This window comes from Limnovirga soli, assembly GCF_013106755.1.
GTDB classification, from domain to species: Bacteria; Bacteroidota; Bacteroidia; order Chitinophagales; family Chitinophagaceae; genus Limnovirga; species Limnovirga soli.
The window spans coordinates 186,422-208,864 of sequence record NZ_WHPF01000003.1; the positions used below are offsets into that span (position 1 = coordinate 186,422).

Annotated in this window: 25 protein-coding genes; 8 read left to right on the top strand and 17 right to left on the bottom strand. The window is 37.5% G+C overall.

The genetic code is table 11. The annotated features are described in order from the left end of the window. Nucleotides 1-263: 263 nt before the first annotated feature. From GD597_RS04675 to GD597_RS04720, 10 genes are all read right to left on the bottom strand, one after another. Nucleotides 264-968, bottom strand: coding sequence for a hypothetical protein (locus tag GD597_RS04675; protein WP_171606664.1), 705 nt, complete (start codon nt 966-968; stop codon nt 264-266). A gap of 265 nt (nt 969-1,233) precedes the next feature. Continuing rightward, nucleotides 1,234-1,899 (bottom strand): hypothetical protein, encoded by a 666-nt coding sequence (locus GD597_RS04680; protein ID WP_171606665.1) that lies wholly within the window; start codon nt 1,897-1,899, stop codon nt 1,234-1,236. Between the two features lie 371 nt (nt 1,900-2,270). Next, nucleotides 2,271-2,579 carry a hypothetical protein gene (locus tag GD597_RS04685; RefSeq protein WP_171606666.1) on the bottom strand — a complete coding sequence of 103 codons (309 nt, stop codon included), beginning with the start codon at nt 2,577-2,579 and terminating at the stop codon, nt 2,271-2,273. 139 nt (nt 2,580-2,718) lie between these two features. After that, nucleotides 2,719-3,297 carry a hypothetical protein gene (locus tag GD597_RS04690; RefSeq protein ID WP_216368509.1) on the bottom strand — a complete coding sequence of 193 codons (579 nt, stop codon included), beginning with the start codon at nt 3,295-3,297 and terminating at the stop codon, nt 2,719-2,721. 144 nt (nt 3,298-3,441) lie between these two features. Continuing rightward, a complete protein-coding gene (locus tag GD597_RS04695) occupies nt 3,442-3,942 on the bottom strand; it encodes a hypothetical protein (RefSeq protein ID WP_171606667.1) in 501 nt (166 codons plus the stop codon). A gap of 326 nt (nt 3,943-4,268) precedes the next feature. After that, nucleotides 4,269-5,195 carry an NADAR family protein gene (locus GD597_RS04700; RefSeq protein WP_235954184.1) on the bottom strand — a complete coding sequence of 309 codons (927 nt, stop codon included), beginning with the start codon at nt 5,193-5,195 and terminating at the stop codon, nt 4,269-4,271. 20 nt (nt 5,196-5,215) lie between these two features. After that, on the bottom strand, nt 5,216-5,803 hold the full coding sequence (locus GD597_RS04705; RefSeq protein ID WP_171606668.1) for a hypothetical protein: 588 nt from the start codon (nt 5,801-5,803) through the stop codon (nt 5,216-5,218). Nucleotides 5,804-5,842: 39 nt separating this feature from the next. Continuing rightward, nucleotides 5,843-6,343, bottom strand: coding sequence for a hypothetical protein (locus tag GD597_RS04710; RefSeq protein WP_171606669.1), 501 nt, complete (start codon nt 6,341-6,343; stop codon nt 5,843-5,845). Between the two features lie 246 nt (nt 6,344-6,589). Beyond that, nucleotides 6,590-7,348 (bottom strand): hypothetical protein, encoded by a 759-nt coding sequence (locus GD597_RS04715; protein ID WP_171606670.1) that lies wholly within the window; start codon nt 7,346-7,348, stop codon nt 6,590-6,592. Between the two features lie 213 nt (nt 7,349-7,561). Then, nucleotides 7,562-8,083, bottom strand: coding sequence for a hypothetical protein (locus GD597_RS04720; RefSeq protein ID WP_171606671.1), 522 nt, complete (start codon nt 8,081-8,083; stop codon nt 7,562-7,564). Between the two features lie 768 nt (nt 8,084-8,851). Between GD597_RS04720 and GD597_RS04725 the strand changes: the two genes are divergently transcribed. Both GD597_RS04725 and GD597_RS04730 read left to right on the top strand, forming a co-directional pair. Further along, entirely contained in the window at nt 8,852-9,700 is an 849-nt protein-coding gene (locus GD597_RS04725; RefSeq protein WP_171606672.1) for an N-acyl homoserine lactonase family protein, read from the top strand. 113 nt (nt 9,701-9,813) lie between these two features. Continuing rightward, nucleotides 9,814-10,461 (top strand): hypothetical protein, encoded by a 648-nt coding sequence (locus tag GD597_RS04730; protein WP_171606673.1) that lies wholly within the window; start codon nt 9,814-9,816, stop codon nt 10,459-10,461. A gap of 300 nt (nt 10,462-10,761) precedes the next feature. On the opposite strand, the gene GD597_RS04735 is transcribed toward GD597_RS04730, so the two are convergent. Together GD597_RS04735 and GD597_RS04740 are read right to left on the bottom strand one after the other, a co-directional pair. Then, nucleotides 10,762-11,085 carry a DUF5615 family PIN-like protein gene (locus GD597_RS04735; RefSeq protein WP_171606674.1) on the bottom strand — a complete coding sequence of 108 codons (324 nt, stop codon included), beginning with the start codon at nt 11,083-11,085 and terminating at the stop codon, nt 10,762-10,764. After that, nucleotides 11,069-11,302: a DUF433 domain-containing protein gene (locus tag GD597_RS04740; protein ID WP_171606675.1), complete on the bottom strand. Its 234-nt coding sequence runs from the start codon at nt 11,300-11,302 to the stop codon at nt 11,069-11,071. Before GD597_RS04740 ends, GD597_RS04735 begins: the two co-directional genes overlap by 17 nt. Nucleotides 11,303-11,745: 443 nt before the next feature. Between GD597_RS04740 and GD597_RS04745 the strand changes: the two genes are divergently transcribed. Further along, nucleotides 11,746-12,624 (top strand): hypothetical protein, encoded by an 879-nt coding sequence (locus tag GD597_RS04745; RefSeq protein ID WP_171606676.1) that lies wholly within the window; start codon nt 11,746-11,748, stop codon nt 12,622-12,624. An 84-nt stretch (nt 12,625-12,708) separates the two neighbouring features. Here GD597_RS04745 and GD597_RS04750 read toward each other — a convergent pair whose 3' ends face one another. Further along, entirely contained in the window at nt 12,709-13,500 is a 792-nt protein-coding gene (locus GD597_RS04750) for a 3-keto-disaccharide hydrolase (protein WP_171606677.1), read from the bottom strand. 227 nt (nt 13,501-13,727) lie between these two features. Continuing rightward, on the bottom strand, nt 13,728-14,312 hold the full coding sequence (locus GD597_RS04755) for a PhnA domain-containing protein (protein WP_171606678.1): 585 nt from the start codon (nt 14,310-14,312) through the stop codon (nt 13,728-13,730). 290 nt (nt 14,313-14,602) lie between these two features. Here GD597_RS04755 and GD597_RS04760 point away from each other — a divergent pair, with 290 nt between their 5' ends. The 3 genes from GD597_RS04760 to GD597_RS04770 all read left to right on the top strand — a co-directional run bounded on the left by GD597_RS04760 (nt 14,603) and on the right by GD597_RS04770 (nt 17,059). Then, nucleotides 14,603-15,091, top strand: a complete 489-nt coding sequence (locus GD597_RS04760) for an ester cyclase (protein ID WP_171606679.1) — start codon at nt 14,603-14,605, stop codon at nt 15,089-15,091. Nucleotides 15,092-15,202: 111 nt separating this feature from the next. Continuing rightward, a complete protein-coding gene (locus tag GD597_RS04765) occupies nt 15,203-16,417 on the top strand; it encodes a PQQ-dependent sugar dehydrogenase (RefSeq protein ID WP_171606680.1) in 1,215 nt (404 codons plus the stop codon). Nucleotides 16,418-16,726: 309 nt separating this feature from the next. After that, complete coding sequence (locus tag GD597_RS04770; protein ID WP_171606681.1) at nt 16,727-17,059, top strand: hypothetical protein; 333 nt, start codon at nt 16,727-16,729, stop codon at nt 17,057-17,059. Between the two features lie 26 nt (nt 17,060-17,085). On the opposite strand, the gene GD597_RS04775 is transcribed toward GD597_RS04770, so the two are convergent. After that, entirely contained in the window at nt 17,086-19,065 is a 1,980-nt protein-coding gene (locus tag GD597_RS04775; protein WP_171606682.1) for a glycoside hydrolase family 97 protein, read from the bottom strand. A gap of 345 nt (nt 19,066-19,410) precedes the next feature. Here GD597_RS04775 and GD597_RS04780 point away from each other — a divergent pair, with 345 nt between their 5' ends. Beyond that, nucleotides 19,411-19,917, top strand: coding sequence for a TlpA family protein disulfide reductase (locus GD597_RS04780; RefSeq protein ID WP_171606683.1), 507 nt, complete (start codon nt 19,411-19,413; stop codon nt 19,915-19,917). Between the two features lie 103 nt (nt 19,918-20,020). After that, on the top strand, nt 20,021-20,950 hold the full coding sequence (gene mdh, locus GD597_RS04785) for a malate dehydrogenase (protein WP_171606684.1): 930 nt from the start codon (nt 20,021-20,023) through the stop codon (nt 20,948-20,950). A gap of 154 nt (nt 20,951-21,104) precedes the next feature. Here mdh and GD597_RS04790 read toward each other — a convergent pair whose 3' ends face one another. Then, on the bottom strand, nt 21,105-21,596 hold the full coding sequence (locus GD597_RS04790) for a hypothetical protein (protein ID WP_171606685.1): 492 nt from the start codon (nt 21,594-21,596) through the stop codon (nt 21,105-21,107). 152 nt (nt 21,597-21,748) lie between these two features. Further along, on the bottom strand, nt 21,749-22,414 hold the full coding sequence (locus tag GD597_RS04795) for a gluconate 2-dehydrogenase subunit 3 family protein (RefSeq protein ID WP_171606686.1): 666 nt from the start codon (nt 22,412-22,414) through the stop codon (nt 21,749-21,751). Nucleotides 22,415-22,443: the final 29 nt, after the last annotated feature.

Sequence of the window (22,443 nt, forward strand, 5' to 3'; positions counted from 1 at the left end):
CCTCAAGCACTTTACATAGCGGGAACTCTGCGTTTTTAGCCTTAATTTCTAAAATAATCATTTATTAGTTGTTAACTGACTACCATTAAAATTCTTATAACTAATTGCCAGGCAGGTGTCATATAATACTTTGCTATTAATTACCGGAAAGAAAAATCAACATCGAGCCGCAGAGTCCCTGCCACATGCAAAGCTAATCTTTGGAGATTCTGGGCAGAAGTTTTAATTACAAACCTTATGTTGGTGGAAGGGCTTCTTCGTGGTCAGTCTTCCCAATTAGAAATGTCAATGTCTATTCGTTGAGTTTTAAAGTCGTCAAAGTCTTTGTAAAAATCTGTTCTTGGATAATTTTTATATTCTTTTTTACTAGACCAAGTTAAATGAATAACAGCAAAACCATTGTCTGAATTTTGATTATTTGTTACAAAAAAGACATCGTCATTTCTTTCGTCTTTACACAAAGCAGAGCAATCAAAGTCAAGTAAAATATGATTGTTTGGTTTGCCTTTAAAAAAGTCAAGAAAAGATTTTTCAACTTTCACTCCTAATTCTTTTTTAAGTTCATTCTCAAGTGCAATTTTCTCGCTAATTGAAATGAAATACCAAGGTTTACCAACTAATTCTTTTGGTTTGTCTAATTTAAAAAAGTCATCAATAACGTGTCTGTATAGTCCAGCTATGTCAATACGTTTTGGCTCATCTTTTAAATCTTCGATGTCGTCAATAGTGTATCCACCGATTGGATATAAAAAATATCCATTTTCAAGTTGCACATTAAGACGTAACGAATCCCATTCTTGAAAATTCGGTTTATTTGTCGCCCAAAATCTCCAAACTATCTTTTGTACTTTGTCAAAGTAATTTTGGTTTGGGGTAAACTCTCCATATACACAACCCATACTTTCGTCACCTAATTTCAGGACGGTTGTTCCAATTAAAATTTCGTTAGAATATACGTCTGCTCTCATTATTAGAGTGTGTCATTTAGCCTTGCCACCAACTCAAAAATAGACGAACTAAATAGCCTTTCCAAAAAAATGCGTTATTGATAACCTATGATTAAATAGTGCGTTTTTTAAGATAGATGGTGCGTTTATTTTTTTTGCCGTTAAATATTCCGCTTTTTCCAAAAGGTATCAAAGGGGCTTATATTATTTACCAATGTATTTTATGATGGTACAAGTATCCAACACAGCAATGGCTTGGGTTCATACTTTGGCTAGAATGGGAGCTTTACGGTTTAGTCAATACAAATTTACTCGTAGTTGAACTAAGTTGATTTGAGCTTATTATAAATGTATCCCCTTTATAAGCAAATGGAATTGTGGAAGGTCTATTCGTCAAAATTTCAATAGGGTAGTTCAATTTAACTCTTACGTCCGACAAACCATTCCAAAGGAAATGAACGTTATTTACCAAATAGCTTCCAATTTTCATGGCATTGTACTCATCTCTTAATAAATAAGCAGCATATTTTTTCTTGGGTATCCGCAAAATGCCATTTTCGTTAGCTACCATTTCGTTCTCTTTCATCTGGTCGTCAAAGAAAACAATCTCGTAATTTTCAAATGGCTTTTGAAAATAGTCAGAGACGTGAAAGGTTATGAAACTGTCATTTGAATTTGCATCATAAACAATAGTTGGTTTGATTGTAATGTTATCTTCACTATCCGGCAACAAGCGAATTTTGTCCTTTGATTTTTTCCATCGCCCCTTTGTAATTTCCGCTTCATTACAATTCGCAAATGCAGCAAAAAAAGTTGTGTCAGAGCAGATCAAAATATATGACGATACGAACCCATCAGCCTTTTTAAAAACATCTACATTTATCTGCTTGTCCTGCGATGATGCAGTCAAATAAAAAATAAAAAATAATATAATTGTTAGAAATTGTCTCATAAAGTTGCTTACAACTCAAAAATAGCCGAACTAAATAGCCTTGCCAAAAAAAAAGCGTTATTGATAACCAATGCTTTTATAGTGCGTTTTTTAAAATAGATGTGGCGTTAATTTTTTACCGTTTAATATTCGCCTTTTTCCAACAGGCATCAAAGGGGCTTATACTATTTGCCAATGGTGGTTTAGGATGGTACAAGTAACCAACGCTGGAAGGGCTTGGTTGTATACTTGCGGCAGATTGGGGGTTGGCAGGTATTATGGTAATCTCTTCAACAATTCTAATCCTCCTCGGTAACTCCTTTCAAAGAAACGTATTTATTATAAGTTCCAGGTCTCCCTTTGGAAGACGTGGAACCACGGTTAATGCAATGTTAGCGGAAGTGTTCAGGATCTCTGCCAACAAAAACTAAATCTTCATCGTCCCAATTATTTAATTGAATATAATTAGCAATTTGTTCACGAATATTTTCAAACAAAACTAAGTAAGAGTTTGGGATATCAGGGTCTTGCCATTCTACTATAATGCCTTCTAGATTATCTTTTTCACACCACTTAAATTTTTCGTTTTGTACAGCCAATCCTTGAATGTAAACAACCGTCCCAGGAAATTCTATTCCAAACAGGCCAACTTTAACTTGATCCAGTAGCTTAATTTTTTCCCCTGTGGTATACGTATACATTTAAAAATGAAAGTGTGTTAATGATATCCGCTAACTCAAAAATAGCCGAACTAAATAGCCTTTCCAAAAAATGCATTATTCTGCTGCTTTTGTTAGCAGGGGGTGTAATCCCCTTTGTTTATTCGACTTTCGGATGTTATTATTGAATTTCGAAATGATTTTGCCATTCTTTTGTTGTGTTAAATTTTCCTTGTTTGTCTTTATTTATGAAAATTGCTTTTTCCTTTTTGTCAATAAGCATTGTGTCAGGAATGAAATTATTGTCGTAAGGTTTTTTTGTAAAGACAATTATGTTACCTTGAAATTTATATTTTCCGTAGAAAACTTCTTGAAAGCCGAATATTCCAGAAACTTCATTTTCACAAGTCCCATTTTCTCTAAACACTAAAGTATAATAGAATTGGTCGTCTTTAAGTGTCGCTGTTAATATTCTCTTTGATTTAAGAAGGTCAGTTTGGAAAATATTGACCAGAATAATTGTTAGTATAACAAATCCGTGAAAAATTACTTTAATTTTATTATGATTGAAACCTCTTTTTGCTAATGTTATAATAGTCTCGCCAAATGAAAAAATGTAAAGAATTACAATGGGAATTATTATAAGTCCATATGATAAAAGGTAAATAAACATTCCACCAAAGAAGTCGGTTACCATCCAGGCAATTATCCCTAAAGTCGAAATGACTGCAATTATGTTATATATCTTTTTTCTGTTCACTTAATGTCGTGCAGTTTTCTCGTTCGCAAAATAGGCGCTAACCCAAAAATAGCCGAACTAAATAGCCTTTCCAAAAAATGTGTTCTTCTGCCGCTATTTTAGCAGGGGGCGCAATCCACCTTGCTTACTCGACTGTTCGCAGATTTACTTATGGAGATAAATTGTTAATGCTTCAAAATTACCCGTATATTTTTTTTCGTTTACCTTATAACTTATAATGTAATTGTTGCAGTGGGAGTCATCTAAATTCGAATATCCGGCAGTTCTCATTTTATATTTCTCTTCAATTCCTGCAAGTTTAATAACTGTGTCTTCTCGCGGTATATAGACTTCATAGTCATATCCGCTCGACAAACCTGTAGGACTTGTCGTGTAACCTTGTTTTTTATCAAATGAATATGTAATTAGGGCAGTATCACCAAATTTTTCATATGGATATTTGTTAGAAATGATAACGCTGTCGAGAAGCGAATGAAATTGAGTTGTATCAAATTGTCTAATGATTATCCTGTCCAACGAACTGTCAGAAAATGAGACAAGAGCTATTTTAATGTTGACATTATCACATGGGTCCCTAACTGTGCAACTTGTAAACACAAAACACAGAATTGTAATTGAATAGAAAGCTTTTAGTTTTTCATTCATACATTTAAAAGATTTGGGAACTTCGATTAAATTTTGCAGCTAACTCAAAAATAGCCTAAATAAAAACCCTTTCCAAAAAAATGCATTATTGATATCCAATGCTTGTATAGTTCGTTTTTTAAAATAGATGGTGCGTTTATTTTTTTACAATTTAATATTCATCTTCTTCCAAAAGGCATCAAAGGGGCTTAAACTATTTAGCAAGGGTGGTTTAGGATGGTACAAGTACCCAACGCTGGAAGGGATTGGCTGCATACTTGGGGCAGAGCGGTGATTTTTAATCAACCTATTTCAGGACTAGACAGTTACCTGCTGTTCTTTTTTTGTCAATCGTAAAAATTTGTCCAATCATAAGGCTCTGGATTTGTCAGTTCATAAATTGATTTTTCTTTGTCAGATAAGTTGTTGTAATAATTGCTAAAAGTTATTAAAAAGGCTTCCCCTTTTCCCATTTTCCAAAACATATCTTCTTTGTCAATTTTGGGAAATTTTGTCCAAGGTGTTTGATGTGAATTGTCAAGTGGTTTGAAATGTCCAAATTCTTTTAAAAAATCTCTCGTTGCCATTAATGCAAAACCAAGCAAATTCTGTCCACGCCAAGCATAAATATTTTCAATGTTATTGCTGTCTTGTGAAAGTCCAATTCCCCATATTGTATCAACTGGACTTGCTTCAACTAATATTCTGTTTTCAGTTTTTAAGAGATAGTCTGCAAATTGTGGGTATTGGTTAAATTTATGAATATTGCCAAGTTTTACAATTTCAAATTTCCTGTCATTCCAAGCTTGTTCGTCATAACCTAAAACTTGTCGACCAAGTTCTTTTGCTTCTCCTGGTTTTTCGCAATTAATGATTTTGTCAAAGTTGAGTTTGTCTCCAAATAGTAAGGCTTTATGAGCCATCATCCAATGTTCTGCTGTCTTGTAAGTTATGTTGTCAACTGTAAAAGGACTTTCAAACCATTGACTAAAACAAAATTTTCCAACTTCTTCGTTGTATTTATTTGTGTGGCCCCAAAAGAAAATGTATTTCAAAGTGGCGCCACTTTCAAATTTTTCAATTAGCCAATTTATGTCGTAGTGTGTCGTCATTAGAATAGCAGCCAACTCAAAAATAGACGAACTAAATAGCCTTTCCAAAAAAAATTCGTTATTGATAGCCAATGCTTTTATAGTGCGTTTTTTAAAATGGATGGTGCGTTTATTTTTTACCGTTCTAATAACGGGGAAGGTTACTAGCCCACCATGATACAAAACCCATATTAGCAGCAGTTTTATGGGACCGTATCTATGCCTGTAATTTTAAATTTTCCGCTTTTTTTGCTTACATAAATAAAACCTTGTAACCCTTCCCATTTTTTTGAAGGGGCAACAATTGTATATGAGAACATAAATCCATTGCGTTTGCCATGGTTGTCAAAAGTGGGATAAAAAATGTATGTCTCAAAGCTTTTGTGCTTTTCAATTTCATTTCTTATTGGACTGTCTAAAAACTCTTGGTATTGACTTTCATAAAACAATTTCTTTGTCACATTAATTGTTACATGGTCATTAATTTTAAGCGTTTTGTCGTTAATACAGGGTCTGCAATAAAATGGAAATTCACAAAGTGCCGCTAATTTGTCTTTGTCGTTTAGTGTAATTGCACTTTTAAAGTCTGTCCAAAAGTTGCGTAAAAGAATACTGTCTTGAAGTGATATTTTCCTGTCAACACTTTTGCCTTGACCATAAGAGCTAAGTGAAAATAAAAATCCGAAGGTTATTGTTAGAAAATTGTTCATGAAAAATTGCTGCTTACTCAAAAATAGCCGAACTAAAAACCCTTTCAAAAAAATGTGTTCTTCTGCCGCTATTGTTATCATGGGGCCAAATCCCACTTGCTTACTCGTCCGGCAGCAGATTTACTTATGGAGATAAATTGTTAATGCTTCAAAATTACCCGTATATTTTTTTTCGTTTACCTTATAACTTATAATGTAATTGTTGCAGTGGGACTCATCTAAATTCGAATATCCGGCAGTTCTCATTTTATATTTCTCTTCAATTCCTGCAAGTTTAATAACTGTGTCTTCTCGCGGTATATAGACTTCATAGTCATATCCGCTCGACAAACCTGTAGGACTTGTCGTGTAACCTTGTTTTTTATCAAATGAATATGTAATTAGGGCAGTATCACCAAATTTTTCATATGGATATTTGTTAGAAATGATAACGCTGTCGAGAAGCGAATGAAATTGAGTTGTATCAAATTGTCTAATGATAATCCTGTCCAACGAACTGTCAGGAAATGAGACAAGAGCTATTTTAATGTTGACATTATCACATGCGACCCTAACTGTGCAGCTTGTAAACACAAAACAAAGAATTGTAATTGAATAGAAAGCTTTTAGTTTTTCATTCATACATTTAAAAGATTTGGGAACTTCGATTAAATTTTGCTGCCAACTCAAAAATAGCCGAACTAAATAGCCTTTCCAAAAAAACTGCGTTATTGATAACCAATGCTTTTATAGTTCGTTTTTTAAAATAGATGGTGCGTTTATTTTTTTACAATTTAATATTCATCTTCTTCCAAAAGGCATCAAAGGGGCTTAAACTATTTAGCAAGGGGCTTCGCACCCAACGAAGCCTTAGTTGTTGTATGCAGGCTATTCGCTAGCCCATTCTATCATTTCCTTGTCATTTGCAAAGTGTCTAAAAGTAAGGCGTTTTAATCCGCCTTCTACTTCCTCTCGACTCCAGCTTTTTTCTGCGATAACAATCTCTGAATGTCTCAAGGTTGAGTTTGCTAATATAAGTAGCTGTGAATTGTAGAAAGAAAAACCAAATTTCTCATTGCCGAACCAGACAGGCTTTTCGAAAACTCTTTCCCAATCTACAAAATGTAAAAAAGTATCGATAATGCCAACCTCAAATTGTTGGTTCAATTTGTTGTCAAAGAATTCAGCGATTATCGGAACTCTACCATCTTTGTCAAGTGAAATTTTAATTCTTGCTTTTATAGTCCGATTTTTATTCGCTTTGATTTGCGAGTGCCAAATAAACTTGCCTTTGTCAGCAAGAGACAATCTGTAGGCTTTTTCAAATCCAGCACCATCCCATCCGACGAATTCAGCAATAGTAATTACCGCATCATAAATAATTTTAAGTACAATTTCTATTTTAGCGACATCAGTCAATACTAAGGAAGTGTCTATCGTATTCTTAATCCAAATTGACTTAATACTCCCTTCAGTATGAGCTCGTACTTCGTCGCCTAAATGGATGTTGACTCTTTTCCTGACAAGATTTTTATTATAGTCAAGATTTTTTGAAAATATTAAAGTTGCTCTGGTCAAGTTGTCTCCAAGCCATTCGTAGTCAAATTTTCCCTCTGGATAGATTGATATGTGTGGAGTGAATGTCATTAGCTTGGATACAACGTCCAAGCATTGAAGCGGTTGGGGAATGCTATTCCGTCGCCCATGGCTTACCGTCGCTGAACAAAGTTACAAAAGATCATGATATATTCTACTGCCGCTCAGAATTCCTTCAGCCGGAACTGATGCTGGGATATTTGTTGCAGTTGAAAAACATTATTCCTCAGCCCCAATCGCTACAATGCACTGTTGTGCGAAGTACTATCTCGCTATAATTGAGTAAGTGCTATCAATCCGTTTGAGTTTTTCACTGCTTATTTTTCTTGCTAAGGAGTCCATCCATAAATCGCTAATATCCATAATAAAAGAGGTGACAACAATTCGCTTTTTAAATTTATCAGTAAAACAGAAATATCGATAAAATGACCACGGTAGTTTAGTTGCCAATTCATTAGTATGCAATTCGATTGTTTCAATATCATTTATGTTTAACTCTATAATTGAGTTTGTAGCAGTATCAACGAGTTTTATAGTATTATATGTAATTACGAATTCTTTGTTAATTGAAAATCTTCGATAGTTATAATAAAGACGAATTCCGGGTACTGTCACAATACCAAAAAATACGTTTGCAATAATTAGGAAAATGATATTTTCATTATTTAGCACCAGCCTTGGTATCAGGGTGAATTCCATAAAGATGGGTAATATTGGAAAAAGCCAAATCAAATAAGACTGCCTGAACATCCTGCGTTTTTGAAATTTGTATACATGTTCTTGCATAAAACGAAAAGTATTGCGCACAACTCAAAAATAGACGAACTAAATAGCCTTACCAAAAAAAATGCGTTATTGGTTACCAATGCTTTTATAGTGCGGTTTTTTAAATAGATGGTGCGTTTATTTTTAAACCGTATTTTTTTATCCAAGCTTATTGTAGTGTTACACCCAAATCCGGCTTTTTTGCCCAGAAGCCATTTAGTTGCCATAAATGGTGTTTTGTTCGTGTTTTCTCTATGTTTCCTTCGTACCTGCTTCGGTGTCGCTTCGGTTCCGCTTCGGTGGGAAGCGAACAAGACACGAAGCAATAGCGAACAAGAAGCGAAGGAGCACCGAACAACACTTGTTTGGGCCAATGGTTTTTTGCCCCTTTTTAGTTTTCCAATACCATAACGGGGATTAAACATCCTTGTTTTGCTGTACGCTTTATTAAAAGCCCGGTAGAACCCCAACCGTACAAGTGAGTGACACAAGAGGCGATGCCATGTAATACCATTGCCGGTAACCACCAGTTTTGCATTTCAATAGTTTGGTTTTAAAAGGTATTGATAGCAACTATGTTTCGGATGGTATTATATTATTCGCCGGATTTGCAGCACCCTGCCACTTAACCTGAAATAGCATATAAAGCGCTGGCTGTAAAGTTTGGCTGCCATGTTGTTTATGTAAGTTAGGTATTAGATGTGCTGCTATCTGCTTATCTTAGTAATGGCTTTTAAGCTTATTGGCGAGATGTATTTGCTTATTGTATAAAACGGTAATTATTGTATTATGAAAAAAATGCTTTTGGCTTTTTTGATGCTGGTGTTGGCGCATACTGCTGTTGTTGCACAGCAACCCAACTACGAAATTTATGCCCTTAAATATGCGGTGTTGCAACAACCTACCCCTATTGCTAACTGGGTATTAAATGGTCCGGATAAAGATAGTGTGGGTATTGTATTTGTGTTTTGGCTGATAAAGGATAATGCGGGTAAAAATATTTTAGTGGATGCAGGTTGTAATAATGATTTGCAGGCCGCTATAGATTTTGGCTTATATAATTTTACCAGGCCCGATAGTGTATTACTGGAGGCAGGTGTAAAAGCTACAGATATTACGGATATTATTATCACCCACCCACATTGGGATCATGTTGATGGGGTTAATTTATTTCCCAACGCACATATTTGGATTCAAAAGGAAGATTATACTTATTTTGTTGGTCAGGCATGGCAAAAGGATGCTAACCATGGTGGTTTTGCCAAAAGAGATGTTTTGCAATTGGTTGACCTGAATATAGCAGGTAAACTAACCATGGTAGATGGTGATGATAAAGAAATTATACCGGGAATAAAGGTGTATACAGGGTCGCGGCATACGTATAACTCACAATATGTGCAGGTGCAAAGCGGTAAGGATAAGGTGATTATTGCATCGGATAATATTTGGATTTATTATAACCTGGATAAAATGATGCCCGCCCCGGCTTATGGTACTTTTGATGCCAAAGCATATGTAGCTGCCATGCAGCGTATGAAAACACTGGCTTCATCCCCTGCATTGATTATTCCGGGGCACGATGCGCAAATGTTTGCCTGGTTTGCCAACATTACCAACAATATTATTAAGATTAAATAACGGCTTTGAAGCAGGGTTAATATTGTTGGTAGAATGCTACTTCTCAGGAGTGCCACCTCAAATGGCGCTGTGAAAAGCAGGGACGCTGCGGAGAAGGAAAAATAAAATCGAATATGAAACAATTTACTATTATTTGTTTGATTGGAATTTCACTCTTTAGTGAAAAATGTGACCTTCAAACAAACCAAAGTAAGTTAAACCCGGAAGATTTATTTCAAAAAGAAGTTCCCTATGACGGAATGTCTAAAGGTTCTTTATTCGCAAGTATTACATTTATTAGAGACTCTTTGAAACTAGATACATTAGAAAAGGGTTTTGATTCATTGCAAATAAGAATTTGGCTTGGGTACTCCTTCACAAGTAGGCAACAGTTAATTATTTTAAAAAATAGTAAAGGAAATTGGAAGTCGTATTATTATGAATTTAACCCCTATTATTTTTATCGGGAAAAGGAAGATTCATTACTATATTTTGAAAAAAGTATAATAGAAAAAAAACCAAAAGTATCATGGAATGATTTTATGAATAGGCTTTATGGTAATCAAATATTGACTTTGCCGCAATATAAAAAAATAAAGAACTATGAAATACCGAATGATCCAAACTATATTTCAATAGAAATTTCAACAGAAACATATTATCGCTTATATCAATATGCTTCACCCATTTTTGGATCAAAAGTACCAGAGGCGAAATATGTGGAAAATATAATCAACATTATTACAAACGAATTTGATATACGTTTATATGCTCCAATATAAATTTTACTTCCGCCATTGTTTGTCGCCTGACCAACAACAATGTGCATAAATCTTCACTACAGTAAAAGATGCTTAATAACCCGAAGGTACAAGCGAGTAACACAAGAGACGATGCCAAGGAATACCCATGCCGGTAACAACCTATTTCTGACTGGTAATAAAAGGAAGCGCATAATTAGCCATTGCAATTAGCGAACCCTGTAGAACTTGCTGGAAGAGTGCCTTGTAAGCAGTTTTTGTGGGGATGGTGATAATGCGTTTTTGGCTGACTTATTACACAGCAGATATTATGCGTTTGACCTATTGGTAAATGAGGTAAGCTTTATGCTTTTGCAATTCGTTTACTTGTAATTTGAAGGATGGCAAAAAGGTTATTAGTTCTTCTATTTTACTTGTGAAGCAATTGAAAACAACAATTGTAACCGGATATTTCTCGAGATTCTGTTGGTGTATTAGGTTTTTATCAATAGTTAACAAGATGTCGAATTTGTTTTCAACGCAATAGGTCATCAATTTGCCATTTTTAATTCCACTTAAGGCTAATTCTGTAACTGTAAAAACTTCAAATTCTGCTAAATACTTTTTTAGGCGTTTGGTAACGCATTCATCAAGCAATATTTTCATTAAGCAAATTTGATGATGTTTCAATGAGTTTCTGTGAAATTTCAAGCACCCGTATTACTTGATTCCTGCTTACACTTTCAAAATCTTCAAGAAAAATTTCTATTGAGTCTCCAGTTTCCAAATAATCGAAAAGATTTTTGATGGGGACTCTGGTTCCAAAAAAAACGGGAGTTCCACCTAAAATTTCCGGGTCTATATTTATTACATTTGTGTCCATAACAGAAAATTTAGATTATCAAATTTACACTATTTTGTTGGGACTATATTTCTGAGGAAGGTGTAACCCATAACTGCAACTTTTATTGACCGCTTTAATAAATAAGGTTCATTTTAGTCTTTGCCGGGCCAATAATGGTTAACTATTTACTTCTTCGCAAATGTTGGATGCCTGCCCAACAACAATGTGCATAGCTCTTCACTTCGATAAAAGATGCTTAATAATCTGAAAGTACAAGTGAGTGACACAAGAGGCGATGCCATGTAATACCAATGCCGGTAACCACCTATTTCTTAGAAGTAATAAAACGAAAGGCACAATTTACCATTACAATTGGCTAGCCGCCGCCATCATTTCACAGTCACCAGCTTAAAATATGATTGAAGCGGCACCCGAATTTTTTTAATAAATAATGTTTTTGTTTATTCGCTAAAAGTAATGCTATGAAACAGTTTCCCCTATTCCTGGTATTGTGTTTGGTAATGCTAAGTGCCTGCCAAAAAGATATTGACCTGGTATTGCCCGAAGACGGCAATGGCGGTGGCGGTACCGATACTACGGGCACCGGCGGCAATACATCAGGCGCTTTACTGGTACGATCAGTTAGTATTAGCAATGGCGAAAGTTTTACCACCAACTATAGTTATACGGCCAATAAAAAAATTGAGGTGATAGATATGGCAGGTATTTCGGGCGGTATTGATGCGGGTAGTTACCGCCGTTTTTACCGCGATGCAGCCGGACGTATTATTCGTATTGCCAATAAAGTGGCCCCACAGGGCGGCATTGCCATAGATACTTCTTTTACCTATGTCTATTACCCCGATGCCACCACGCTGCAATATACTTATACGGTGCAAACAATTTCTATAGCTGGCTTTGAAGTTACAGACAGTGTGCTGTATACTTACAATAACGCCAAACAAATTACTGAGCAGTACGATTACCAGTTAAGTCCCTTATTTGGTATAGTGCAGGAGTCTAAAACGGAGTATACCTACGATGCGGCAGGTAACCTGGCCACCATTACAGGCTATAACAATATTACCGGCACCATGGAAGTGGTTTCCACTTTTCAATTACAATACGATAATAAAACCAACCCATTGGGTGCCGATTCACAATCGGCTTTAATAAATGGTGGCAGCCCCGGTGCCTCGCCCAATAATGTAACCCAGCTTAGGTTTAGCGATGTTGCCAATGCTACGGAGCAGGTAATAAATATTAGTTATACCTATGGCAGCAATGGTTTTCCCGCCACTGCAGTGCAGCAGGATGTTAGCAATAACAGTGTTGCCAATATTACTTTTTATTACCAATAATAGTTAGCCATTTTGGGCCGGGCAGTAGTTATTAATGGGGCTTTACTTGCGTCACACACTGCGGCGTTCTGTATGCGTGGCAGCTTATAGTGGTATTAAATCAACCTTACGAAACAGTATTTCTGCCCCCTCAGCCTGAATTTGAATTTGTCCGCCGGTGGGCACCACATTAAATGCATGGTTTACTATTTTGCCGTTTAGTATAATAGTAAGCTCATTGCCATAGGAAATACATTCCATTTTGTTCCATTGGCCCATTGGTTTTTCAATATCATTAGCACCGCGAAAGCCTTTAATATCTTTCCAGGCGGCATCACGGGCATACCAGTTTACTCGGTCGCTAATAAATTGCAGGGTATCGCCGCCGGGCAGGTACACATAGCTGTCGTCGGTTTTTTCTTTGGCAACGGTAGTGGTTAATTGAAACGCATTGCTGCTATCGCCCACCACAATAAAATCGCCGGTGCCGCCTTCAATAATCTGGCATTCTATGGAGTGCATCCAAATACCCTGCGAGCCTCCATCGGGTCCTTTGGAGTGTATCAGTATGCCGCAATCACGGGCTTTATTTATTCTTGGTGCATAGGTTTTGACACCCCATTTAAATTCAACCACCAGTTTATAATTGCTGTAAGCGGCATTGGTGGTAATGCATCCCCATTCTTCTCCACCAATATGAATATTGCCATTTTGCACGCTAAATACTTGTTGGGGATCGTTATTGCGGCCGCTTTTTTGTAAAAACGTATACCAGCCATCCAGGTTTTTACCATTAAATAAATGAATGATTTTAGGGTTTTGCTGAGCCCTAATTAAAAAGGGCAATAACAAATAACCTGTTACCAAAACGGCTGCACGTATCATTGTTTTTTGCATAAAGTTGAAGTAAAATTTGGGAATGCTTGTATAATTGAAAATACCATTATTTACAGAAACGGTTGTATAAATATTGCACTCCATTTACTTATAGGTTTTTTAAAAAAGCTGCAGATAGTATTGGGACGTACAAGTGTGCGACGCAAGTAAAGCTGCCCAAAGCACCCTGGTTTGGTACATAAAAAAGCCGCTGCAATTGCAACGGCTTTTTAAAAAATGTAGTGCTATTAACTATTTTGTTTGCGCACATATTTGGTAAGAATAACAATTACCTGTCCTTCTATTTTGCCTTCTATTTGTTCTGTATTTTCTTCTACCAGGCGAATGTTTTTTACAACGGTGCCCATTTTGGCATTAAGGGTAGAACCTTTTACATCAAGCGATTTGGTAAGTACTATTGTATCGCCGGTTTGTAAAATGGCGCCGTTACAATCTTTGTGCAGGTCTACACTGGCATCGTTATCATGGTCGCCGGTGGCTTTTGCCCAGGCCAGTCTTTCATCATCCAGGTACATCATATCCAGGTTGTCTGACGCCCAGGTTTCGTTTCTAAAGCGGTTCAACATGCGCCAGGCCACTACCTGTACGCCGGGAACTTCGCTCCACATACTTTCTGATAGGCAGGCCCAATGCTTGCTATCGGGTTCGGCTTTTTTTTCAATTTGCGCACGGCAGGTAGCGCAGATCATAATACAGTTTTCTTCGTTAGTGCTGTATTGGGGCTGCACCTCGTACAGCTGCACCGTATCTTCTGATTTACACAATTCGCATTTTTTTTCACTTCTTTGAAGCAGCAAATCTTCCAGTTTCATATTTCCCTGTTTTAATTAAGGTGGCGAAGGTAAAACAATAGCAGCTGAGTTTGTGTAAGGGTTTTATTGTATATGTATGGCAGTAATAAACAAAAGCTTGGCGCCGCAAGGCGGGGGAATAAGGATAATGCATTTAGTGCCACCCTTATTTTGGGGAGACCGTTTGTATTTATTTACCTGTAAACGGGTAAAAGAGGCTAAGCGTGTTTTGTAATGGTAATTTTCGTTTCTTTAGCGCCAACAAAAACTATTTACCCGGTTTAAAACGGGTAATATAATACCATCGGGAAATGAAAAGGATTGCAGCCGTTTTATTTGTAAGTATATTATTTGTTTTTTCCTCCTGCTCTCAGCAAAATGCCATAGAAACAAGGCAGGTACAATACAGGCATATTTGCGATGCATTATTTAATAAGTACCAACTGCAAATAATAGATACGGCCTTCGGCGCCAATTTTAGCTATCATAATGGGGCTACAAACATTACCGGTAAAGCTGCTGCCAAAGCATATTATACTGCTTTTTTTACCTCCTTTTCTAATGGGCAGCTGGAAATACTGGAAATGTACGAACAGGGCGATAAGGTGATTAGCCGCTGGTTATTTACCGGGTTTCATACAAGTGCTTATCAGGGTATATCTGCCACCGGGGTAAGGGTTACCGTAGAGGGGGTATCTATTGCCCGCATTGCCGGCAATTTGCTTACAGAAGAAAGGGTATATATGAACGATCTTGCTTTACTGCAGCAAATAGGTGGGGTGGCAGTTATAAAAAAGTAGTGCAATTTAAAAGAGCTACATTTTTGCCTGCCTGTTTTTAATAAACACTAAGTAATAATTAAAACGGTGCTATTGGTATTTAGATTACTTTTCAATTTAATACCACCCCATATGCGATTGCCCCAATGTTTGTTTTTAATACTATTGTTCATTGTATTGTTTGGTTCCTGCCAAACGGCTAATACCGCAGATACTGCCATTGGTGATAGTACTGTATTAACAGCAGTTAAACTGGAATTGGTTACCAACCAGATTGATAACCCAGTACAATTGGTAATGGCGCCCGATACCACCAACCGGCTTTTTATTAGTGATCTTAACGGTAAAGTATGGATTTTGAAAAACGGCCAGATACAGCCCCAGCCCTTTATTGATATTAGCAGTAAACTGGAGCAAAAAGATACTACTCCGCGTATAAAAGCCATGTTTGGTATGGCTTTTCATCCGGATTATGCGCAAAATAAAAAGTTCTATATCTGCTATAATGCCCCGGCAAAAGATACCTCAGATATTTGCACCATTGTTATTGCGGAGTTTACCGCCAGTAAAAACAATGCGGATATGGGCGATTTGAGTACCGGTAAAACCATACTTGAAATTGAAGGCCATTCCGTAGCAAAAGATGCCTGCCAGATTGCTTTTGGCCCCGATGGATATTTATATATTTCTGTAGGAGATAATGACACGCCATTGGCCGAGCGACAGGGGCAGCACTTAAATTCATTACTGGGGAAATTATTAAGGATAGATGTAAATAAAACACCCTATGCCATTCCCCCTGATAACCCTTTTATTGGAGTGAAAAATGTAAGGCCTGAAATTTGGGCTTATGGTTTTAGAAGGCTATGGCGGTTTACTTATGATGCGCCTACCAACCAACTACTGGGTGCTGATGTTGGCCAGGAAATGCAGGAGGAAATAGACATTGTACAAAAAGGCGGTAATTATGGCTGGCCTGTTAAGGAGGGCGATACCCTGGCTGTAAAAAATACAACGGATGATACCACCCAATTTATAAACCCCATTAATGCCTACTCGCATAAAGATGGAATTTGCATTATTGGCGGCAGTGTATACCATGGCAAAAATATGCCAGCGCTTGCAGGGCAATATGTTTTTGCAGATTATAACGGCTCCCTGTTTGCGCTGTTAAAAAATGCTGATGGAAAATGGGATCGGCATCCCTTAAAAATAAATAACCCACCCACTGATCCTTTTATCATTTTTAGTTGCGATACTGACCAGAAAAATGAAATATACCTATTGGGTGTGATTAATGCCAAAGCAGGTTTTAAAGGGGCTATTTATAAACTTACCGCAGGTTAATAATATGATTGGCCAGGCAGAAGCATGTACATTCAACATCCTTGCGTCGCACACTTGTGCGGCTGGTACTTATTGCAGCAAACAGCCTGTTGCATAGTATTACTGCAGTACAAGTGAGTGACACAACGAAGTTGACATTTATTACCCATTGCCGGCTACCTTATTATACTAATCAATTATATGAAGGGGTTTAGCCAATTAAAAACGCATTTAATCTCTTTAAAACGCGGCACTTACCTTTATTTTTAAAATAATTTTTCTATTTTACCTATCGGTTTTTTTTAAGCAAACGATTGTAAAATAATTGCCATGTCACACACTGCTGCCGCTGTTAATCAGGCCACCATTCAACAATGGTTGCAATCTAAAATGGAACCCGCTGCTATTGAGCAGCAATTGGCCACTCAGGGCCTTGATGAAGCAAGTATTGCCTTACATGTACAAGAGTATAAACGGGTACGCAATGCCAAAAAACAATTGACTGGTTTTGTGTGTATGGGTATTGGTGCTATGCTTGGTTTTATAAGTTGTGTTACCACCTTAATAAACCCTTTTCCTGATTTATATTATGCCATTTTGTATGGCTTAACCGGACTGGCCATTGTGGTTATTTTTATTGGGTTATATTTTGTGTTTGAATAACCTGCATTAATTATTGGGGCAGTAATTTATTGTTTTTTTAGTTGTATAAAATAACCGCCCCCTGCTGCCATATTTATGTGTAAAGATTGGGTATTGTTTACCTTTTTGCTACTGATGTTATAATCAGCAGGGTAGCGTTCGGCATTAACGCCATCTGTACAAATGGTGGCTTCAAAATTTCCCGGAGGTAAATAATCCAATAGTATATCAAATGTTCTTGGCGTCCAGTCGGTCATGCCACCAATATACCAGTCATCACCTTTCTTGCGGGCCGTAATAATATAGTCGGCGGCTTTGCCTTCCAATACAACCGTAGTATCCCAAACTGATGGAATGGCGCCCAGTAATTGCATAAAAGCCGGCTCCATATATCCCTGCGAGGGATTGCCTGAAAAAATGGGAAGTGGATTGTCGTACACCACAAACATCGCCAGTTGGTGGCACCGGGTACCCTGGCTCATTACCTTGCTCCAAATGGGTTTAAACTGGCTTTTAGTAGCATTGTCTAAAATACCCGGCTCGTAATCCATTGGTCCGGCCAGCATACGTGTAAAAGGCAGGGTAACATCATGTTCGGGGTTGGGTTTATCGCTCCATGCATTGTATTCGGATCCAAGTACGGCTTCCCGGGTAATATTATTGGGGTAGGTGCGGTTAAAGCCCTTGGGGGCATAACAACCATGAAACATAATCATCATTTTATGTTGGGCACAGGCGGCAGCAATACGCTCAAAAAAAGCAACTGCTTGCTGGTCGTCTCGGTCAATAAAATCTGTCATAATAAAATCAACACCCCATTTATTAAAGCGGTCAAGGGCGCTGTCTAATTGCCTGTCAAGGGTTAAGGCTAATGTCCACATGCTAATTTTAATACCCTGTGCTTTTGCATATGCACTTAGGGTATCCATATTAATATCGGGATTTATTTTAAACAGGTCTTTAGGGTCACTCCAGCCGGCATCCATCATAATACGGCTAAAGCCAAAGCGTTTTGCAAAGTCAATATAGTATTTATAAGTGGCGGTATTGATGCCGGTTTTAAAGGGTACATTAAACAGGTTAATATCTATAATCCATTCATCAGTGCATTTGCCGGGTTGTATCCAGGACATATCCTGTAATGCGGATGGTGTTGCCAGTTTGTATACTAAGTTATTGCCAGGCAATTCACTGTCTTTTCTGGCCAGCATTATTACCCGCCAGGGCAATGAGCGGTTGCCTTTTATATGGGCTAAATAATCAGCTCTTTTGGTAACAATTTTTTCAGCATAATCGGCATTGGTAATTTTTTCTTCCAATGGGTAGGGCGCAAAACTGCCTGTTAAATTAAATCCGCCACTACCATTTAAAAACATCCCCGGGTAATCTAGTAAGTCCGATTCTGTAATAGCGATACTTACCCCATCTTCTTGTACCAATACCGGCGAATACATCATGTGGTTTTGTTGCAAACTGTCTAACATGGTTTGCTGGTATAATTCTTCAAAGCTGCTATGGTATTTATCTTCCTGTTCTCTAGGCTGCATAATGGGAGCAATAATGCTACTGCCCTTTGTAAAAGCAAAACCAGTTGTTTCCTGTTTAATAAAAACCGAATCATTAAACCGGGTGGCAATACGGTAGGCCGCTCCATCATTATACACCCTGATAATAACACTAAAAGGCGCTTTAAACTGGATGGTAAGCTGGTTATATTCATCCCGGATGTTTTTGCTTTTTTCTGGTACCGGGTTTACTATATTTTCATTTACATACACCGTCTTAGCTGATTGAATAGCTAAGCGATTGGATAATTTTTGGCCATCCATTAATTCCAGATCAATGGCGGAGGTGGGCATAATGGTTCGGCCATCCATTACAACGCTATATTGTAATGCTTTGGCGGTACTTATGTTTACGCGAATCGTTTTGTCGGGAGAGCTTACAAAAAGCGAATCTGCAGCATGTGTATCGCAAATAAAAAGCAGGCAGCAGGCAAGAGCAAACAGTTGTTTTAATATGGCCATTTCTGTTAGAATTAATCACATGAATGTACACTAAACCAATTAAATAGCTTTGAATAATGCCATGTGGCTAAAACATGTTAAGTGTAAATTATTAACCAGGCGATAGTGCGGCTATGCAGCTTTACTTGCGTCGCACACTTGTACGGCTGGTTCTATACCCGGCAGGGCAACAACAATTACCTGCCAAATTGATACAGCTGATTTATGGTTACACCCCGTAACCCACGCTAAATATAAATTGTAACAAAACCTGCTGATTACTTCTATTGAAATTTGTATACTATATTTAACAAAAGGGCTTTTGTCCATAGCCAATATCAACGCACCTTTGATAAAATTAGTATTATGCAAAAAAGACTTTTCGTATGGCTTTTAATAACAGTAGGGTTTGTGCAGGCGCATGCACAATCTACTGACAAAACACCACCTTATTTAAAAGATTCTACCATTATCGATTTTACCATTACCCTTACCGATAGTACCGATTTTACCAAAAGCATGATACCGTCCGGCAGGCCGGTTGTAATTGTTTATTTTAGCCCCGATTGTAGCCATTGCCAGCTAACAGCACATGAGTTTGAAGAAAAAAAATCTGCGTTTCCCAATGTGTTTTTTGTTTGGGTAAGCTATCTGGCCATGGATAAAATAAAATCTTTTGCTGATGAGTACCATATGACTGGCAATGAAAATATACGAATAGGCAGGGATGCCAATTATACGATTCCAGGCTATTACAAGGTTAAATACACACCATTTATAGCAGTATATAACACGGCAGGTAAATTATTACAAACCTATGATGGCGGTACCGAACCCGAAACTGTCATCAATTTGCTGCATACAACACCCTGATAACAATCATGGTGATATTTTTATATGAATATGTGTGTAATACATCATTCATCAATTACCTTTGCCCCGCAAATAATTACGTCATTATTAAATACGAATTCATATGAAAGTTACTGTTGTAGGCGCTGGTGCAGTTGGTGCAACTACTGCCGATAATATTGCCCGTGCAGGTTTATGCCAGGAATTAGTGATTCTTGATATTAAAGAAGGCCTTGCAGAAGGTAAAGCTCAGGATATGATGCAAACTTCGGCCTTGCTGGGCTTTGATACCCGCATTACCGGCAGCACAAATGATTACAGCAAAACCGCAGGTTCTGATGTGGTGGTAATTACATCTGGTATTCCCAGAAAACCAGGTATGACCCGTGAAGAACTGATTGGTACCAACGCAGGTATAGTGAAAGGCGTGGCAGAAAATATTCTGGCAAATTCTCCCAATGCTATTATCATTGTGATATCTAACCCAATGGATACTATGACTTACCTGGCTTTACAAAGCACAGGTTTGCCTAAAAACCGTATTATTGGTATGGGTGGTGCATTGGATAGTGCCCGTTTTAAATATCAGTTAAGTACACATTTAAATTGCAGTCCTTCAGATTTGAATGGTATTGTAATTGGCGGACATGGCGATACCACCATGATTCCTTTGATTCGTTATGCCACCTGGAATAGCGCACCCGTTAGTAATTTTTTAAGTGAAGAGCAGCAAAAACAAATTGTAGCCGATACAATGGTGGGTGGTGCAACCTTAACCAAATTAATTGGCACCTCTGCCTGGTACGCACCTGGTGCTGCCGGAGCTGCATTGGTTAAAGCTATTTTAAGAGACGAGAAAAAATTATTCTCCTGCTGCGTACTACTTGAAGGCGAGTACGGACAAAAGGATATTTGCCTGGGTGTACCCGTAGTAATTGGCAAAAATGGCTGGGAAAAAATACTTGACTATTCATTAAATGAAACTGAACAAGCCGAGTTTAATAAGAGTGCAGATGCTGTAAGGGCTATGAACGACGTGTTGAAAACCTTATAGTCTTCTATATATTTCATTAAAAGCCACAGCATTAGCTGTGGTTTTTTTATTGCAGCAATTACCGACAAATCTTTGCTGGCATAATGGCATAAAAACCAGCAAACTAAAAAAGGCCAGTATATAACTGGCCTTTTTTATGGTATTTATAAATAGTTTATCCAAAAACCACTTTGTCAAGCAGCAATAGGGCAATAATAATAATAGCCCATTTGGTATTTGACTTTGTAGGCTGGTATTTAAGCCTGAATGGCTTTAGTAATAGTATAATGGCCATGGCAGCCAGCAAAATGCCTGTTAAGGAATAGCTTTGGTAAAAAAACAAATCAGTTTGCTTTACATTGTTTTTGTTAATGGTGGCCGATATAAAAAAACTGATGCCAAACACAATGCTGCAAACAATAGACATGAGCCAGCCATTTTTTTCTCCGTTTATTAAATAAAACCCACCAAAAATGGCTGCAATGCTAAGTATAATATTTAGTTGGTTTTTGGCTACAATGCTCAGGTAACTCATGTTGCCACTGGAAACAATGCCAGAACTAATTACATTATATACAATAGATGTTACACTATACAAAGTAACCATACCCCATACAGTAATTAGGCATCCAATTATTTTCTCAATTACAGTAAAAGTTTTATTCATAACAAAAATTAAAGGCAAAGCATTAAGCGCATTTGATGGGTGTAAATTAACAGCAAATTTTATGACTAATAAAATCTTTATCATTCCGGCTTTTATCAGAATGCCATCGGGTATGATGGTATAAAAAAATCCTGCCGAAGCAGGATTCTTTTTTATGCTTTATCGAAGCTTACACATTCCTTTAGCTCCTTTTCCGTGTAGGCTAAACCATATTGTTTTAACACATCATCAGGTACGCCATTCCATTGGTTGGGTACATTGCCCATATATCCCACGTCTTTGGTGCCAATTTCGGTAGTATAAAAACCGGTGGCTGTTAAATTGCGCATTAAATTAAAAAATGAAACGCCCTGTGCCATTTCGGGCTTTGCTTTTTTAGGATAGGCAATGGCATCTACCATTTCTATCTGTTGTGCAGCAGAACAATCAGTAAATGCTTTTTCAAAACGGGTAAGGCATTGTATATCCAGCCAACGCAAACCGCCACGCAGTGGGGTTTGGTGTTCTGTCATTTCATTTACGATAGATTGTATAAAATCGGGCACTTTGGCATCTGATGCGCTGCCACTGATATCATCTTTGGGTATAATGATATCGCAGAGCACGGTGATGGTGGCCATTTCAGCATCAGTAAAAAACTTGCCGGCACTTTTTATTTGTGCTTCATGCACTTTTTCTTCGGCCATACGGTTAATACCTTCTGCTTCGGTGGCTGCTGCAGTGTCTGGTTTTTTGGGATCGGTGTTGCAGGCTTCAATTAAAACACCTGCACCTATGGCACCTATACCGAGTGTTTTAAGCGATTTTCTTCTGTCCATAACAGTAAGTTTTATTTTTTTGCTGCATC

What these genes read in the sequence shown, in the direction of transcription:
- GD597_RS04675 (WP_171606664.1), bottom strand. Translation starts at nt 968, where the DNA reads ATGAGAGCAGACGTATATTCTAACGAAATTTTAATTGGAACAACCGTC.
- GD597_RS04680 (WP_171606665.1), bottom strand. Translation starts at nt 1,899, where the DNA reads ATGAGACAATTTCTAACAATTATATTATTTTTTATTTTTTATTTGACT.
- GD597_RS04685 (WP_171606666.1), bottom strand. Translation starts at nt 2,579, where the DNA reads ATGTATACGTATACCACAGGGGAAAAAATTAAGCTACTGGATCAAGTT.
- GD597_RS04695 (WP_171606667.1), bottom strand. Translation starts at nt 3,942, where the DNA reads ATGAATGAAAAACTAAAAGCTTTCTATTCAATTACAATTCTGTGTTTT.
- GD597_RS04705 (WP_171606668.1), bottom strand. Translation starts at nt 5,803, where the DNA reads ATGATAACAATAGCGGCAGAAGAACACATTTTTTTGAAAGGGTTTTTA.
- GD597_RS04710 (WP_171606669.1), bottom strand. Translation starts at nt 6,343, where the DNA reads ATGAATGAAAAACTAAAAGCTTTCTATTCAATTACAATTCTTTGTTTT.
- GD597_RS04715 (WP_171606670.1), bottom strand. Translation starts at nt 7,348, where the DNA reads ATGACATTCACTCCACACATATCAATCTATCCAGAGGGAAAATTTGAC.
- GD597_RS04720 (WP_171606671.1), bottom strand. Translation starts at nt 8,083, where the DNA reads ATGCAAGAACATGTATACAAATTTCAAAAACGCAGGATGTTCAGGCAG.
- GD597_RS04725 (WP_171606672.1), top strand. Translation starts at nt 8,852, where the DNA reads ATGAAAAAAATGCTTTTGGCTTTTTTGATGCTGGTGTTGGCGCATACT.
- GD597_RS04730 (WP_171606673.1), top strand. Translation starts at nt 9,814, where the DNA reads ATGAAACAATTTACTATTATTTGTTTGATTGGAATTTCACTCTTTAGT.
- GD597_RS04735 (WP_171606674.1), bottom strand. Translation starts at nt 11,085, where the DNA reads ATGAAAATATTGCTTGATGAATGCGTTACCAAACGCCTAAAAAAGTAT.
- GD597_RS04740 (WP_171606675.1), bottom strand. Translation starts at nt 11,302, where the DNA reads ATGGACACAAATGTAATAAATATAGACCCGGAAATTTTAGGTGGAACT.
- GD597_RS04745 (WP_171606676.1), top strand. Translation starts at nt 11,746, where the DNA reads ATGAAACAGTTTCCCCTATTCCTGGTATTGTGTTTGGTAATGCTAAGT.
- GD597_RS04750 (WP_171606677.1), bottom strand. Translation starts at nt 13,500, where the DNA reads ATGCAAAAAACAATGATACGTGCAGCCGTTTTGGTAACAGGTTATTTG.
- GD597_RS04755 (WP_171606678.1), bottom strand. Translation starts at nt 14,312, where the DNA reads ATGAAACTGGAAGATTTGCTGCTTCAAAGAAGTGAAAAAAAATGCGAA.
- GD597_RS04760 (WP_171606679.1), top strand. Translation starts at nt 14,603, where the DNA reads ATGAAAAGGATTGCAGCCGTTTTATTTGTAAGTATATTATTTGTTTTT.
- GD597_RS04765 (WP_171606680.1), top strand. Translation starts at nt 15,203, where the DNA reads ATGCGATTGCCCCAATGTTTGTTTTTAATACTATTGTTCATTGTATTG.
- GD597_RS04770 (WP_171606681.1), top strand. Translation starts at nt 16,727, where the DNA reads ATGTCACACACTGCTGCCGCTGTTAATCAGGCCACCATTCAACAATGG.
- GD597_RS04775 (WP_171606682.1), bottom strand. Translation starts at nt 19,065, where the DNA reads ATGGCCATATTAAAACAACTGTTTGCTCTTGCCTGCTGCCTGCTTTTT.
- GD597_RS04780 (WP_171606683.1), top strand. Translation starts at nt 19,411, where the DNA reads ATGCAAAAAAGACTTTTCGTATGGCTTTTAATAACAGTAGGGTTTGTG.
- mdh (WP_171606684.1), top strand. Translation starts at nt 20,021, where the DNA reads ATGAAAGTTACTGTTGTAGGCGCTGGTGCAGTTGGTGCAACTACTGCC.
- GD597_RS04790 (WP_171606685.1), bottom strand. Translation starts at nt 21,596, where the DNA reads ATGAATAAAACTTTTACTGTAATTGAGAAAATAATTGGATGCCTAATT.
- GD597_RS04795 (WP_171606686.1), bottom strand. Translation starts at nt 22,414, where the DNA reads ATGGACAGAAGAAAATCGCTTAAAACACTCGGTATAGGTGCCATAGGT.